This is a genomic window from Kluyvera sp. CHPC 1.2972 (assembly GCF_036759925.1).
In the GTDB taxonomy this organism is placed as follows: Bacteria; Pseudomonadota; Gammaproteobacteria; order Enterobacterales; family Enterobacteriaceae; genus Kluyvera.
This window is the reverse complement of record NZ_JAPKIB010000019.1, coordinates 1-15,521: the sequence shown is the minus strand read 5'-3', so window position 1 is coordinate 15,521 and position 15,521 is coordinate 1. Positions and strand designations below refer to the sequence as shown.

Here is a 15,521-nt window from a genome sequence, read left to right as displayed (position 1 = left end):
CCACTTTCGGCGGAATAACAAGCATTTGTGGTGACAGATGAATAGTGGTTATCTGCGTTTCCCGGACTTTGATCCGGTAATTTTCTCCATCGGACCGGTTTCCCTGCATTGGTACGGCATGATGTACCTTGTGGGCTTTATCTTCGCTATGTGGCTGGCGACGCGTCGAGCGAATCGCCCAAACAGCGGCTGGACCAAAAACGAAGTTGAAAACCTGCTGTATGCGGGCTTCCTCGGGGTATTCCTCGGCGGGCGCATCGGCTACGTGATGTTCTACAACTTTGACTCCTTCCTGCAGGATCCGCTCTATCTGTTCCGCGTCTGGGACGGTGGGATGTCCTTCCACGGTGGCCTGATTGGCGTGATCGTGGTGATGATTATCTTCGCCAAACGTACCAAGCGTACCTTCTTCCAGGTCTCTGACTTCATCGCGCCGCTGATCCCGTTCGGTCTGGGCTGCGGTCGTCTGGGGAACTTTATCAACGGCGAACTGTGGGGCCGCGTCGACCCAAGCTTCCACTACACTATGCTGTTCCCAGGTTCCCGTGCGGAAGACCTGGCGCTGCTGCCGTCTCACCCGGAATGGCAAACGCTGTTTGATACCTACGGCTCGCTGCCGCGTCATGCGTCCCAGTTGTACGAACTGGCGCTGGAAGGCGTGGTGCTGTTCCTGATCCTGAACTTCTTTATCCGTAAACCACGCCCGGCGGGCTCGGTCTCCGGTCTGTTCCTGATTGGCTACGGTCTGTTCCGTATCATTTCTGAATTCTTCCGCCAGCCGGATGCGCAGTTCACCGGCGAGTGGGTGCAGTACATCAGCATGGGGCAGATTCTTTCGATTCCGATGGTGCTTGCGGGTATCATTATGATGGTCTGGGCGTTTCGCCGTCCGCAGCAACAGATCTCCTGAGGAAGCATGAAACAGTATCTTGAACTGATGCAGAAGGTGCTCGATGAGGGCACCCAGAAAAACGACCGTACCGGTACCGGCACCGTCTCCATTTTCGGCCACCAGATGCGCTTTAACCTGCAAGAGGGTTTCCCGCTGGTGACGACCAAGCGCTGCCATTTGCGCTCCATCATCCACGAACTGCTGTGGTTCCTGCAGGGCGACACCAACGTTGCCTACCTGCACGAAAACAACGTCAGCATCTGGGATGAATGGGCTGATGAGAACGGCAACCTGGGGCCGGTTTACGGCAAACAGTGGCGCGCCTGGCCAACGCCAGATGGTCGCCATATTGACCAGATCACCACCGTGATGAACCAGCTGAAAAACGATCCGGACTCGCGCCGTATTATCGTTTCCGCGTGGAACGTCGGTGAACTGGACAAAATGGCGCTGGCGCCGTGCCATGCGTTTTTCCAGTTCTACGTGGCTGACGGTAAACTCTCTTGTCAGCTCTACCAACGCTCCTGCGACGTGTTCCTCGGCCTGCCGTTCAACATCGCCAGCTATGCGCTGCTGGTGCATATGATGGCGCAGCAGTGCGACCTGGAAGTGGGCGATTTTGTCTGGACCGGCGGGGATACCCACCTGTACAGCAACCACATGGAACAGACCGCGCTGCAGCTGACCCGCGAACCGCGTGCGCTGCCGAAGCTGGTGATTAAACGTAAGCCGGAGTCTATTTTCGACTACCGCTTTGATGACTTCGAAATTGAAGGCTACGACCCGCACCCGGGGATCAAAGCGCCAGTGGCGATTTAATCTCACGGTCATAAAAAAACGGCACTTAGGTGCCGTTTTTTTATGCGTGTTGACGGTATTTCTGGCGCCGTAAGCCGCCGTTTTGCGAAGCGCTTTCCACGTTTTCCCCCGCGTTGCTGTAAACCACTATTTTCCCCTGAAGGCGACTCGTAAAAGCCAAATACCAGCCTCGCACCCCATTGGCGCGCGCGCCATACTGCCCGCTATGAACAGAGAAAGAGAACGGGGCTATACCCTCATTGAAACCCTGGTAGCGCTGACGCTGGTGCTTATTCTCAGCGCAACTGGCCTGTACGGCTGGCATCACTGGCAGCAGTCGCAGCGGCTATGGCAAACCGCCAGCGAACTGCGCGGCTACCTGATGGCGATGCGTAGCGATGCCAACTGGCATAACCGCGATCGTATCTTCCGGTTACACCGCCACGAAAGCGGATGGTGCGTGGTGGCCGATGAGGCGGTTCTGGCAGGCTGCCCAACGGGTAATCCCGCCGTATTTCGCCCGATGTGGGAGGAGGTGAGCGTCAGCCATATCACGCCTAACCTGGCCTTTTTTGGCCTGCGGAATACCGCATGGGCGGGCAACGTAACGCTGGTTAGCGACGTGGGTCGCTGGACGGTGGTTATCTCAAACGGGGGGCGAGTGCGGCTATGCGAAGGGGGAACATGCTGATGCGCGGGTTTTCGCTACTGGAAGTGCTGATTGCGATGGCGATTAGCAGCGTATTACTGCTGGGTGCTTCTCGCTTCCAGCCCGCGCTGCAGCGGGGAATATTCCTGCAAATGCGTCAGCAAACGCTGGAAGACGATCTCTGGCAAAGCACCTATACGGTCGCAAAGCATCTTCAGCGCGCAGGCTACTGTGGTGGCGATAGCTGCCAGGGCGAAGCGCTGACGATTGCAGATGAAGGACAGTGTGTTATTGCCCGCTGGGATGGCAACAGCAACGGCCTTTGGGAAGCGTCGCCGACGGAGAGCGCAGATAGCATTGGCTTTCGCCTGAAGTCCGGTGTGCTGGAGACGCTGCGTGGGGCGAAAGCCTGTAGCGGCAGCGGCTGGGATAAAATGACCGACCCGGCGGCGGCGACTGTCACGAATTTTCAGGTGTCGCGCCAGGCCTTCAGCGGGTTTCCGCCGGAGCTGTTGATTAGCTTATCGGCCACAACGACGGGCGGAGTCGCCGCCAGCGCGCAGTATGGTGTGACGGGGTACAACCTATGAATCGCCAGCGTGGGATTTCGTCGCTGGCGATGGTGCTGATGCTGCTGGTTACCGGCAGCCTGATGCTGCAAGGGCTGAACCAGGCGCTGCGGCAGCAGACCGCTAACGTCAGTGCGGAGAGTCGCGCGCTTCAGCGCGCCGCGGAGGTTCATACCGCGTTGCAGTGGGGAAAAGTCCAGAGCTGGACGGCGGAGGCCGGGGCGCAATGCCTGGTGCACGGTGATATAACGCGGGTCTGCCTGCGTCTCTTTGATGACGGCACGCTGCTTCTGGTGGCCAAAAACGAGACGCTCATGCTCTGGCAATCGGGACGCTGGGCGGCGGGAAGTATCCGTTTTTCCGCGCATGGCTGGAGCGATTTTTGCCCGTTAAAGGAGGTGACGCGATGCCAGATACCCTGAAAGCGCGGGGCTTTAGCCTGCCGGAAGTGGTGCTGGCGATGTTCCTGATGGTCAGCGTTGTCACGGCGCTCGGTGGCTATTATCGCGTGCTGGCAACCAGCAGTCTTGAGCTTAATCAGTACCGTCAGATGTGGCGCTACGCCTGGGGGCAAACGCAGCAGCAGGCACTGGCACTGCCTGTGGGCTGGGCGAGTCAGCGGGGACAGACATCGTCACAACGTTGTGTCAGCATCAATGCTACTATTACCACCCCAATGGGTAAGCAGGGGCGCATGTCCCGCCTGCATTGCCCGGTCAGTCAGTAGTCAGGAGCGAATATGTTAAGGGTCTACCACTCCAACCGTCTGGACGTGCTGGAAGCATTGATGGAGTTCATCGTTGAGCAGGACCGCCTGGCGGACCCTTTCGAGCCTGAAATGATTCTCGTACAAAGTACCGGGATGGCGCAGTGGCTGCAGATGACGCTGTCCCAGCGATTTGGCATTGCCGCGAATATCGACTTCCCGCTGCCCGCGAGCTTTATCTGGGACATGTTTACCCGCGTGTTGCCCGAAATCCCCGGCGAGAGCGCCTTTAACAAACAGAGCATGAGCTGGAAGCTGATGACCCTGCTGCCGGGTATGCTGGATGATGAAGCCTTTACGCCGCTGCGCCACTATCTGACTGACGATGCCGACAAGCGCAAGCTGTTCCAGTTGGCCTCTCGCGTCGCTGACCTCTATGACCAGTATCTGGTTTACCGCCCTCAATGGCTGACGGAGTGGGAAGCGGGAAGGTTAGTCGACGGCGTGGGCGAGGCGCAGGTGTGGCAAGCACCGCTGTGGAAAGCGTTGGTTGAGCACACCGCCGCCCTGGGCCAGCCGCTGTGGCATCGTGCTAACCTCTATCAGCGTTTTATCGACACCCTGGAAAAGAGCAACGAGCCGCCCGCTGGTTTGCCAGCGCGCGTCTTTATCTGCGGCATCTCCGCGCTGCCGCCAGTGTATCTGCACGCACTGCAGGCGCTGGGCAAACACGTCGATATCTATGTGCTGTTCACCAACCCATGCCGCTACTACTGGGGCGATATTAAAGATCCAGCGTTCCTGGCGCGGTTGATGGCGCGCCAGCGTCGCCACTACCGTGAACAGCGTGAACTGCCGCTGTTCCAGGATGCCAGCCACGCGCCGGGGCTGTTTAACGACGACGGCGAACAGGACGTCGGCAACCCGATGCTGGCCTCCTGGGGCAAGCTGGGGCGCGACTATATCTACCTGCTGGCGGGGCTTGAGCGCTATCAGGAGCTGGATGCATTTGTCGATATCGACCCCGACAACCTGTTACACAACCTTCAGTACGATGTACTGGAACTGAAAAACGCCGCCGTTGCCGGTCGCACCGCCGAAGAGTTTGCCCACAGCGGCAACAAGCGCCCGCTGGCGCGAGATGACCGCAGCCTGACCGTCCACGTTTGCCATAGTCCGCAGCGCGAAGTTGAAGTGTTGCACGACCGCCTGCTGGCGATGCTGGAGGCCGACCCAACGCTGACGCCGCGCGACATTATCGTCATGGTGGCGGATATCGACAGCTACAGCCCATTTATTCAGGCCGTGTTCGGTAGCGCCACTGGTGAACGCTATCTGCCATACGCGATTTCGGACCGTCGCGCCCGTCAGGCTCACCCGGCGATGCAGGCGTTTATCACTCTACTGTCGCTGCCCGATAGCCGCTTTACCAGCGAAGACGTGCTGGCACTGCTTGATGTGCCTGTACTGGCGGCGCGTTTTAACATTGATGAGGCGGGCCTGCTTCATCTGCGTCAGTGGGTTAGCGAATCTGGCGTACGCTGGGGGATGGACGACGATAACGTCCGTGAAATGGACCTACCGGCTACCGGGCAGCATACCTGGCGCTTTGGCCTCACGCGTATGCTGCTGGGCTACGCGATGGAGAGCGAGCAGGGCGAATGGCAGGAGGTGCTGCCGTATGATGAGTCCAGCGGCCTGATTGCCGAACTGGTGGGGCACCTGGCCTCGCTGCTGATGCAGCTTAACCGCTGGCGGCAGGTGCTGACGCAGACGCGCTCGCTGGAGGAATGGCTGCCGGTATGTCGAGAGATGCTAAACGACTTCTTCCTGCCGGATCAGGACACGGAAGCTGCTCTTGCGCTGATAGAGCAGCAGTGGCAGGCGATTATCGCGCAGGGCGTACAGTCGCAGTACGCCGGAGAGGTGCCGTTGACGCTGCTGCGCGACGAGCTGGCGCAGCGCCTCGATCAGGAACGCATCAGTCAGCGCTTCCTTGCGGGGCCAATCAATATTTGTACGCTGATGCCGATGCGTTCGATCCCGTTCAAAGTGGTATGTCTGCTGGGCATGAACGACGGTATTTACCCACGCGCATTGGCGCCGCTCGGCTTTGACCTGATGAGCCAGAAACCGGTACGTGGTGACCGAAGCCGCCGCGACGATGACCGTTACCTGTTCCTTGAAGCCATGATGTCAGCGGAAAAAGCGCTCTATATCAGCTATATCGGCCGCTCCATTCAGGATAACAGTGAACGCTACCCGTCGGTGTTGGTGCAGGAGTTGATGGACTATATCGGGCAGAGCCACTGCCTGGAGGGCGATGAAACGCTCAACTGTGACGAAAGCGAGCAGCGGGTGAAACGTCACGTGATGCATCTGCACCCGCGCATGCCGTTTGATGCCGACAACTACAAAGCCGGTGAGCAGCAAAGCTATGCTCAGGAGTGGCTGGCGGCAGCAAGCCAGCAGGGCGAAGCGCATGCCGACTTTATCCAGCCGCTGGAACCACTGACGATAACCACGCTGCCGCTCGAACAGCTTCAGCGCTTCTGGGCACATCCGGTGCGCGCCTTTTTCCAGATGCGCCTGCAGGTCAATTTCCGTAATGAAGAGAGCGATATTCCCGATACCGAACCGTTCACTCTGGAAGGATTAACGCGCTACCAGCTTAACCAACAGTTGCTGAACACTCTGATTGAACAGCAGGATGCTGGCCAGATGTTCCGCCGCTATCGTGCCGCAGGTGAGTTGCCCTACGGCCCGTTTGGTGAGATTGCCTGGGAAGCGCAGCACCAGGAGATGAGCGCGCTGGCGAGTCGGGTGATTGAGTATCGTCGTAGCGGGCAGAGCATGGAGATCGATCTGGACTGTGATGGGGTGAATATCACCGGCTGGCTGCCGCAGGTACAGGAAAACGGCCTGCTGCGCTGGCGTCCTTCGCTGCTTAGCGTTTCGCAGGGGATGCAACTTTGGCTGGAACACCTTGTCTACTGTGCAAGTGGTGGTACGGGCGAAAGCCGCCTGCTGCTGCGCAAAGACGGGGAGTGGTGTTTCCCGCCGCTGGCGGCTGAGGAGGCCAACGCGTATTTGTCACAGCTGGTCGCAGGCTACCGCCAGGGAATGAGCCAGCCGTTGTTATTCCTGCCGGAGAGCGGCGGTGCATGGATAAAAGCCTGTTACGATGCCGAAAATGATGCCATCTTAGAAGACGAAGAATCACTGCAGAAAGCACGCAGTAAGTTTTTACAGGCTTACGAAGGCAATATGGTGGTCAGCGGCGAAGGGGCTGACGTCTGGTATCAGCGTTTATGGCGCGCCCTGGAACCTGCGCAATATGAAGCGATTATCGCGCAAACAACACCGTACCTGCTGCCCGTATTCCGCTTCAACCAGTCATCGTGACTGTATAAAAATTGCGCAAGTTAATCGGTTCATTTACTATGCGCACGTGTCACGGACTGATGAGTGGCAGCCAGACGAAGCGGTACGCCGAGGCTGGAGCTGCCCGCACGAGCATGCTGATTTTTGAAGTATCTGTTAATGGTGAGGTCCGTGAATGCCCCGCAGTATCTGGTTGAGTATTGTTGTTTTCGTCACCGCCCTTTGGGCGACCGTAGGTCAGGCAGAAACCGGATGGCAACCGATTCAGGAAACCATCCGCAAAAGCGAAAAAGACACCCGTCAGTATCAAGCGATTACGCTCGACAATAAGATGGTCGTCCTGCTGGTTTCCGATCCGCAGGCGGTGAAATCGCTGTCGGCGCTGGTGGTGCCCGTCGGCTCGCTGGAAGATCCTGACTCGCATCCGGGCCTTGCGCACTTCCTCGAACACATGACGCTGATGGGCTCGAAAAACTACCCACAGCCTGACAACCTCGCTGAATTCTTAAAAATGCACGGCGGCAGCCACAATGCCAGTACCGCGCCGTATCGCACCGCGTTCTATCTGGAAGTGGAAAACGATGCGCTGCAGGGGGCGGTAGACCGCCTGGCGGACGCCATTGCTGCCCCGCTGCTGGAAAAGAAATACGCCGACCGCGAGCGTAACGCTGTCAACGCTGAGCTGACCATGGCGCGTACCCGCGACGGTATGCGCATGGCGCAGGTCAGTGCTGAAACCATCAACCCGGCTCACCCCGGCGCGCGCTTCTCTGGCGGTAACCTCGAAACGCTGAGCGACAAGCCCGACAGCCCGGTGTATGAAGCACTGCTGGCGTTTCGCAACCAGTACTACTCTGCGAACTTGATGAAGGCGGTGATTTACAGCAACAAACCGCTGCCTGAGCTGGCGCAGATTGCGGCGCAAACCTACGGCCGTGTGCCGAACAAATCTATCGAACGCCCGGAAATCACCGTCCCAGTGGTCACCGATGCGCAGAAAGGCATCATCATTCACTACGTGCCAGCGCTGCCGCGTAAAGTGCTGCGCGTGGAATTCCGCATCGATAACAACTCTGCGCAGTTTCGCAGCAAAACCGACGAACTGATCACCTATCTTATCGGCAACCGTACGCCGGGTACCTTGTCCGACTGGCTGCAAAAGCAGGGGCTGGTAGAGGGTATTCGCGCTGATTCCGATCCGGTGGTAAACGGTAACAGCGGCGTGCTGGCGATTTCCGCCACCTTAACCGATAAAGGGCTGGCTCACCGCGACGAAGTGGTCGCCGCTATCTTTAGCTATCTTGATATGCTGCGCCAGAAAGGCATCGACAAAAGCGACTTTGACGAGCTGGCGCACGTGCTGAACCTCGATTTCCGTTACCCGTCCATCACCCGTGATATGGGCTACGTCGAATGGCTGGCGGACACCATGATTCGTGTGCCGGTCGCGCATACCCTGGACGCGGTTAACATTGCCGACCAGTACGACCCGCAGGCAATAAAAGATCGTCTGGCGATGATGACACCGCAGAACGCGCGCATCTGGTATATCAGCCCGAATGAACCGCATAACAAGACGGCCTATTTTGTTGAGGCGCCGTATCAGGTGGATAAAATCAGCGCTGACACCTTCGCCAAATGGCAGAAGGCTGCCAGCGGCATTACGCTGAATCTGCCGCAGCTCAACCCGTATATTCCGGACGACTTCACGCTGATTAAAAGCGAGAAAAAGTACACGCATCCGGAGCTGATTGTTGATGAGCAAAACCTGCGTCTGGTCTATATGCCGAGCCGCTATTTTGCCAGTGAACCGAAGGCCGATATCACGCTGATTCTGCGTAATCCGAAAGCGATGGATAGCGCCCGTAACCAGGTGATGTTTGCGCTGAATGACTACCTGGCCGGTATTGCGCTCGATCAGTTGAGCAACCAGGCTGCCGTCGGCGGGATCAGCTTCTCGACCGGCGCGAATAACGGCTTGATGCTCAACGCCAACGGCTACACCCAGCGTCTGCCGCAGCTGTTTGACGCCCTGTTGCAGGGCTATTTCAGCTACACGCCAACCGAAGAGCAGCTGGAACAGGCGAAATCCTGGTACCTGCAGATGATGGACTCTGCCGATAAAGGCAAAGCCTACGAACAGGCGATTATGCCGGTGCAGATGGTATCGCAGGTGCCTTATTTCCAGCGCGAAGACCGCAAGGCGCTGCTGCCGTCGATTACGCTCAAAGAGGTGATGGACTACCGCGATCGGCTGAAAGCCGGGGCGCGTCCAGAATTTATGGTGATTGGCAACCTGAGCGCCGACCAGTCCACGACCCTTGCACGCAGCATTCAGACTCAGCTTGGTGCCAACGGCAGCGAATGGTGTCGCAACAAAGATGTACTGGTCGATAAACAGCAAAACGTTATCTTTGAGAAAGCAGGTGCCAGCACCGACTCGGCGCTGGCTGCGGTGTTTGTGCCGCCAAACGTCGATGAGTTCTCAAGCTCGGCGGCGAGCGCCATGCTGGCGCAAATCGTCCAGCCATGGTTCTACACGCAGCTGCGCACCGAAGAACAGTTAGGCTATGCCGTCTTTGCCTTCTCGATGAACGTCGGCCGTCAGTGGGGAATGGGGTTCCTGCTGCAAAGTAACGATAAGCAGCCGTCGTTCCTGTGGGAGCGCTTCAAAGCCTTCTTCCCGACCGCCGAACAGAAACTGCGCGCGATGAAGCCAGAAGAGTTTGCCCAGATCCAGCAATCGGTCGTCGCTGACATGCTGCAGGCGCCGCAAACGCTGAGCGATGAAGCCTCGCAACTGAGCAAAGATTTCGATCGCGGTAATATGGCCTTTGATTCACGTGCTAAAGTAGTGGCCCAGATTAAGCTGTTAACGCCGCAAAAACTGGCCGACTTCTTCCACCAGACGGTGGTTGCCCCGCAGGGCATGACGGTGCTGTCGCAGGTCTCCGGTAGCCAGAATGGTAAAACCGACTACGCGCACCCTGAAGGCTGGAAAGTGTGGCAGAGCATTACTGAGTTGCAGCAAACCTTACCCTTACGACGAGAAGACGAATGACCGAAACCGCCGAGTCCCTTGATCCCCTGCGCTTACCCCTTATCGGCGAGCGCCTGATTGAAGCCTCTGCGGGCACCGGAAAAACCTTCACCATCGCCGCACTCTACCTGCGGCTTTTGCTGGGGCTGGGTGGCGAAGCCGCTTTTCCTCGGCCCGTCAATGTCGAAGAGCTGCTGGTGGTGACCTTCACCGAGGCCGCCACCGAAGAGCTGCGCGGGCGTATTCGTAGCAACATTCACGAACTGCGCGTTGCCTGCCTGCGTAACGCCACCGACAACCCGCTCTATGCCAACCTGCTGGCGGAAATTGACGACCTCCAGCAGGCGGCCAACGTGCTGCTGCTGGCGGAGCGTCAGATGGACGATGCCGCCGTCTTTACCATCCACGGTTTCTGTCAGCGCATGCTGAGCCTTAACGCCTTTGAGTCCGGCATGCTGTTTGAACAGCAGCTGATTGAAGACGAATCCCAGCTCCGCTATCAGGCCTGCGCCGATTTCTGGCGACGCCACTGCTACCCGCTCAATCGCGAGATTGCCCAGGTGATCGTTGAATCGTGGAAAGGGCCGCAGGACCTGCTCAAATCTATCGACCGCTACCTTCAGGGTGAAGCGCCGGAGCTTAAGATACCGCTCGGCGACGCCGAAACGTTAGCGTCACGTCACCAGAAGATCCTTGCGCACATCGCCGAGATCAAACGTCACTGGTTGGCGAGCGTGGGCGAACTGGATGCGCTGCTGGAAAATTCCGGCATCGACCGGCGTAAGTTCAATCGCGGCAATCAGGGGAAGTGGATCGACAAGATCAGCACCTGGGCGCAGGAAGAGAGCAAAAACTACCAGTTGCCCGACGCACTGGAAAAATTCAGCCAGGCGTTCCTCGCCGAGCGCACCAAAGCGGGCGGTGAAGTCCCTACTCATCCGCTGTTCAGTGCCATTGAGAAGTTATTGTCTACGCCGCTGACGCTTAACGATCTGGTGATTGCCCAGGCGATGAAAGAGATCCGTGAAGCGGTTGCCCGCGAAAAACGCCGACGCGGTGAGCTGGGCTTTGACGATATGCTCAGCCGCCTTGATGAAGCGCTGGAGAGCGACAGCGGCGACGCGCTGGCTGCCGCTATTCGTCAGCGATTCCCGGTGGCGATGATCGATGAATTCCAGGACACCGACCCGCAGCAGTACCGCATCTTCCGCCGTATCTGGCGACAGCAGCCGGACACCGCACTACTGCTTATCGGTGACCCGAAACAGGCGATTTACGCCTTCCGTGGCGCGGATATTTTTACTTATATGCGCGCGCGCAGCGATGTAGCGGCCCACTATACCCTCGACACCAACTGGCGCTCTGCACCGGGCATGGTTGAGAGCGTCAACCGCCTGTTCGGGTTGGTTGATAACCCCTTTATGTTCCGTGATATTCCGTTCCTGCCGGTAAAATCCGCACCCAAAAACGCCTCGCTGCGCTTTGAGGTTGACGGTGAAAATCAGCCGGCGATGAACCTGCGGCTGATGCCCGGCGAAGGCATCAGCGCGGGGGATTATCAGAACGTTATGGCTCAGCAGTGCGCGGCGCAAATTCGCGACTGGCTGACCGGCGGCCAGCAGGGCCGAGCGCTGCTGTGGCGAGGCGACAACGCTCGCCCGGTACAGGCGTCGGATATCACCGTGCTGGTGCGTAACCGCCAGGAAGCGTCGCTAATCCGCGATGCCCTGAACGCGCTGGCGATCCCGTCGGTCTACCTTTCCAACCGCGACAGCGTGTTTGAAACCCCGGAAGCGCAGGAACTGCTGTGGGTACTTCAGGCGGTGCTGACGCCTGAGCGAGAAAATACGCTGCGTAGCGCGCTGGCGACGGCGATGTTTGGCCTGAACGCGCAGGATATCGAACGGCTGAACCAGGATGAAAACGCCTGGGATGCGCTGGTGGAAGAGTTTAGCGACTACCGTCTTATCTGGCAGCGGCGCGGCGTGATGCCGATGATTCGCGCCCTGATGAGCGCACGGTCAATGGCGGAAAATCTGCTGGCGACCCACGGCGGCGAGCGACGCTTAACCGACATTCTGCACTTGAGCGAGCTGCTGCAGGAAGCAGCCACCCAGCTTGAAAGCGAGCATGCGCTGGTGCGCTGGCTTAACCAGCAGGTCGCCGAGCCGGACACCAATGCCTCCAGTCAGCAGATGCGTCTGGAGAGCGATAAACATCTGGTGCAAATAGTCACTATTCACAAGTCAAAAGGGCTGGAGTACCCGCTGGTCTGGCTGCCGTTTATCGCCCGTTTCCGTAAAGAGAAACAGGCGTTTTACCATGACCGTGAATCCTTCAAAGCGGTGCTGGATCTCAACGAAAGCGACGAGAGCCTGGAGCTGGCAGAGGCCGAGCGTCTGGCGGAAGACCTGCGCCTGCTGTATGTGGCCTTAACGCGCGCCATCTGGCATTGCAGTCTGGGTATCGCCCCGCTAACTGCCCGGCGCAGCGATAAACCGACCGACACGGAATTACACCACAGCGCGCCGGGAAGGCTGCTGCAAAAAGGTGAAGTGCTGGACGCTTCCGGGCTGCACGCCTGCCTGCAGGCCGTATGTGACGAACATATCTCCCTGACGCTGGCCACCGCGCCGGACGACGCTCGCTGGCAGGCGACCCAATCAGAGATGCCTGAGCTGGCGGCGCGTCAGGTGCTACGCCGCGTGGTTGATGACTGGCGTGTTACCAGTTACTCCGGCTTACAGCAGCGCGGGCATAGCGTGGCGCAGGACCTGCTACCGCGTATCGATATTGACGCCTCGGGTACCGTGGACTCCCCAACTGAGCCGGAGATGACGCCACACCACTTCCCGCGCGGCGCCTCACCGGGAACCTTCCTGCATAGCCTGTTTGAAGACCTCGACTTCACCCAGCCGGTGTCGCCGGAATGGATGCGCGAAAAGCTACAAAACAACGGCTTTGATGAAGCCTGGGAGCCGGTGCTGACCCGCTGGATAACCCAGGTGCTGGCTGCGCCGCTGGCGGATATCGGCATTGCGCTGAATCAGCTTAGCGCGCGGCAAAAACAGGTGGAGATGGAGTTTTATCTGCCTATCAGCCAAACGCTCGACGCGCGTGCGCTGGACGCGGTGACTCGCCGCTATGACCCGTTGTCGGCAGGCTGCCCGGAGCTGGATTTCCGCCAGGTGCGCGGCATGCTGAAGGGCTTTATCGACCTTGTGTTCCGCCACGATGGCCGCTACTACCTGCTGGATTATAAGTCCAACTGGCTCGGTGAAAACGGCGAAGCCTATACCCAAGAGGCGATGGCGCAAGCAATGCAGTCTCACCGCTATGACTTGCAGTATCAGCTCTACAGCCTGGCGCTGCACCGCTATCTGCGCCATCGCATGGCCGACTATGACTATGAGCGTCATTTCGGCGGCGTGATTTATCTGTTCCTGCGCGGCGTGGACGGCGAGGCGGGACAGCAGGGAATCTTTACCACCCGGCCCGACCCGGCGCTGATAACGGCAATGGACGCGCTGTTTGCCGGAGAGGAGAGCAACGTATGACGCTCGAACAACGTTTACTGGAAGCCGCCGAGCAGAAGCTGCTGCGCCCGCTCGACGTGCAGTTTGCGCTGATGGTGGCAAAAGATGAGCATCCGGCGGTGATGCTCGCCGCTGCGATGCTGAGCCGCGACGCCGGGGAAGGGCACGTCTGTTTGCCGCTCTCCCATCTCAGCCCCTCTATGCAGCCGAAAGGCCGCGCCCGCGAACTCTGGCAGCAGCTGTTTGCCGAAGCGAACGTGCCGGAGGAGTGGGAAACCCTTTTGCTTAGCTCTGAGGCCGTTAGCGGTGGAGAACGCCCGTCGCCGCTGATCCTGAGCCGTGGCAGGCTTTATCTCAACCGCATGTGGCGTAACGAACTCACCGTGGCGCGTTTCTTTAGCGAAACCAACGCGCCGTTTGCCGTCGATGAAGCCCAGCTTGCAGCAACGCTCAACGCGCTGTTCCCGGTAAGCGATACGATCGACTGGCAGAAAGTGGCTGCCGCCGTGGCGCTGACGCGCCGTATTTCGGTTATCTCCGGTGGCCCCGGCACCGGGAAAACCACCACCGTTGCTAAACTACTGGCGGCGCTGGTTCAGATGGCGGGAACGGAGAAGTGTCGTATTCGCCTTGCTGCGCCAACCGGTAAAGCGGCGGCGCGCCTGACGGAATCGCTGGGTGCGGCGCTGCGAAAACTCGATTTAACCGATGCGCAAAAAGCGATGCTGCCAACCGATGCCAGCACGCTGCACCGTCTGCTGGGCGCGCAGCCCGCCAGCCAGAAGATGCGTTACCACGCCGGAAACCCGCTGCATCTGGACGTGCTGGTGGTGGACGAAGCCTCAATGATTGACCTGCCGATGATGGCGCGGCTGATTGACGCGCTGCCGCCGCACGGGCGGGTAATCTTTCTCGGCGACCGCGACCAGCTGGCGTCGGTGGAGGCCGGAGCGGTGCTCGGCGATATCTGTAGCTGGGTGAACGCGGGCTATACGGTAGAGCGCGCCGCGCAGCTTAGCCGCCTGGTTGGGGCTACGGTTCCCGCCGGTGACGGCCAGACGGCAGGGGCGTTACGCGACAGCCTTTGCCTGCTGCGCACCAGCTACCGCTTTGGCAGCGACTCCGGTATCGGCCAGCTTGCCAGCGCGGTGAACCGGGGCGATAAGAAAGAGGTCGACGCCGTGTTTACCCGCGGCTTTAGCGATATTGAACTGAAACCGCAGCACTCGACGGACGACTACGCCGAGATGCTCGACGATGCGCGAGCGGGTTACGGCCATTATCTTCAACTGTTACGCGAGCAGGCCGACCCTGAGGTCGTGCTGGCGGCGTTTGGCGAATACCAACTGCTGTGCGCGCTGCGAGAAGGGCCGTGGGGAGTGAGCGGGCTTAACCAACAGTTTGAACAGCTGCTGACGCGTCACCGGCAGATAGTGCCGCAGCGTCACTCCCGCTGGTATGAAGGCCGTCCGGTGATGATTGCACGTAACGACAGCGCGCTGGGGCTGTTTAACGGTGATATCGGCGTGGCGCTGGATCGCGGTGACGGCATGCGCGTCTGGTTCCCGATGCCGGATGGCACCATTAAATCGGTGCAGCCAAGCCGTCTGCCGGAGCACGACACCGCCTGGGCGATGACGGTGCATAAATCGCAGGGTTCCGAATTCACCCACGCCGCGCTGGTGCTGCCGACGCAGATTGTCCCGGTGGTGAGTCGTGAGCTGGTGTATACGGCGATTACCCGCGCGAAAGCGCGGCTGTCGATGTACGCCGATAAAAACCTGCTTATCCAGGCAATCGCCACGCGAACCGAACGACGCAGCGGCCTGTCGGCGATTTTTGCAGAGATGGAATAGGTTGGCACGGTGCTCGGTGTAGCCCGGGCGAGCGTCGGTACAAACCGGAAACATAGGTAACACTTTAGACCGGATACATGGGTAACAGTTA

10 protein-coding genes are annotated in these 15,521 nt (G+C 59.0%); all 10 read left to right on the top strand.

All coding sequences use genetic code 11. The features are described 5' to 3' along the window. Nucleotides 1-37: 37 nt before the first annotated feature. Nucleotides 38-910, top strand: coding sequence for a prolipoprotein diacylglyceryl transferase (lgt, locus tag V6944_RS20575; protein ID WP_185667950.1), 873 nt, complete (start codon nucleotides 38-40; stop codon nucleotides 908-910). Nucleotides 911-916: 6 nt separating this feature from the next. After that, nucleotides 917-1,711, top strand: a complete 795-nt coding sequence (thyA, locus tag V6944_RS20570; protein WP_123650647.1) for a thymidylate synthase — start codon at nucleotides 917-919, stop codon at nucleotides 1,709-1,711. A gap of 205 nt (nucleotides 1,712-1,916) precedes the next feature. After that, nucleotides 1,917-2,381: a prepilin peptidase-dependent protein gene (locus V6944_RS20565; RefSeq protein ID WP_333500308.1), complete on the top strand. Its 465-nt coding sequence runs from the start codon at nucleotides 1,917-1,919 to the stop codon at nucleotides 2,379-2,381. Next, on the top strand, nucleotides 2,375-2,929 hold the full coding sequence (locus V6944_RS20560; protein WP_333500307.1) for a prepilin peptidase-dependent protein: 555 nt from the start codon (nucleotides 2,375-2,377) through the stop codon (nucleotides 2,927-2,929). The genes V6944_RS20565 and V6944_RS20560 overlap by 7 nt, the downstream gene beginning before the upstream one ends. Next, on the top strand, nucleotides 2,926-3,330 hold the full coding sequence (locus tag V6944_RS20555; RefSeq protein WP_333500306.1) for a DUF2509 family protein: 405 nt from the start codon (nucleotides 2,926-2,928) through the stop codon (nucleotides 3,328-3,330). Before V6944_RS20560 ends, V6944_RS20555 begins: the two co-directional genes overlap by 4 nt. Beyond that, the gene (locus tag V6944_RS20550; RefSeq protein ID WP_333500305.1) at nucleotides 3,315-3,635 is read left to right on the top strand and encodes a prepilin-type N-terminal cleavage/methylation domain-containing protein; all 321 of its coding nucleotides are present in this window, start codon (nucleotides 3,315-3,317) and stop codon (nucleotides 3,633-3,635) included. Before V6944_RS20555 ends, V6944_RS20550 begins: the two co-directional genes overlap by 16 nt. Before the next feature lie 12 nt (nucleotides 3,636-3,647). After that, nucleotides 3,648-7,019 (top strand): exodeoxyribonuclease V subunit gamma, encoded by a 3,372-nt coding sequence (recC, locus tag V6944_RS20545; RefSeq protein ID WP_333500304.1) that lies wholly within the window; start codon nucleotides 3,648-3,650, stop codon nucleotides 7,017-7,019. Between the two features lie 154 nt (nucleotides 7,020-7,173). Further along, nucleotides 7,174-10,059, top strand: a complete 2,886-nt coding sequence (ptrA, locus tag V6944_RS20540) for a pitrilysin (protein ID WP_333500303.1) — start codon at nucleotides 7,174-7,176, stop codon at nucleotides 10,057-10,059. After that, nucleotides 10,056-13,595 carry an exodeoxyribonuclease V subunit beta gene (recB, locus tag V6944_RS20535; protein WP_333500302.1) on the top strand — a complete coding sequence of 1,180 codons (3,540 nt, stop codon included), beginning with the start codon at nucleotides 10,056-10,058 and terminating at the stop codon, nucleotides 13,593-13,595. The genes ptrA and recB overlap by 4 nt, the downstream gene beginning before the upstream one ends. Continuing rightward, nucleotides 13,592-15,430, top strand: a complete 1,839-nt coding sequence (gene recD, locus V6944_RS20530; RefSeq protein ID WP_333500301.1) for an exodeoxyribonuclease V subunit alpha — start codon at nucleotides 13,592-13,594, stop codon at nucleotides 15,428-15,430. The genes recB and recD overlap by 4 nt, the downstream gene beginning before the upstream one ends. Nucleotides 15,431-15,521: the final 91 nt, after the last annotated feature.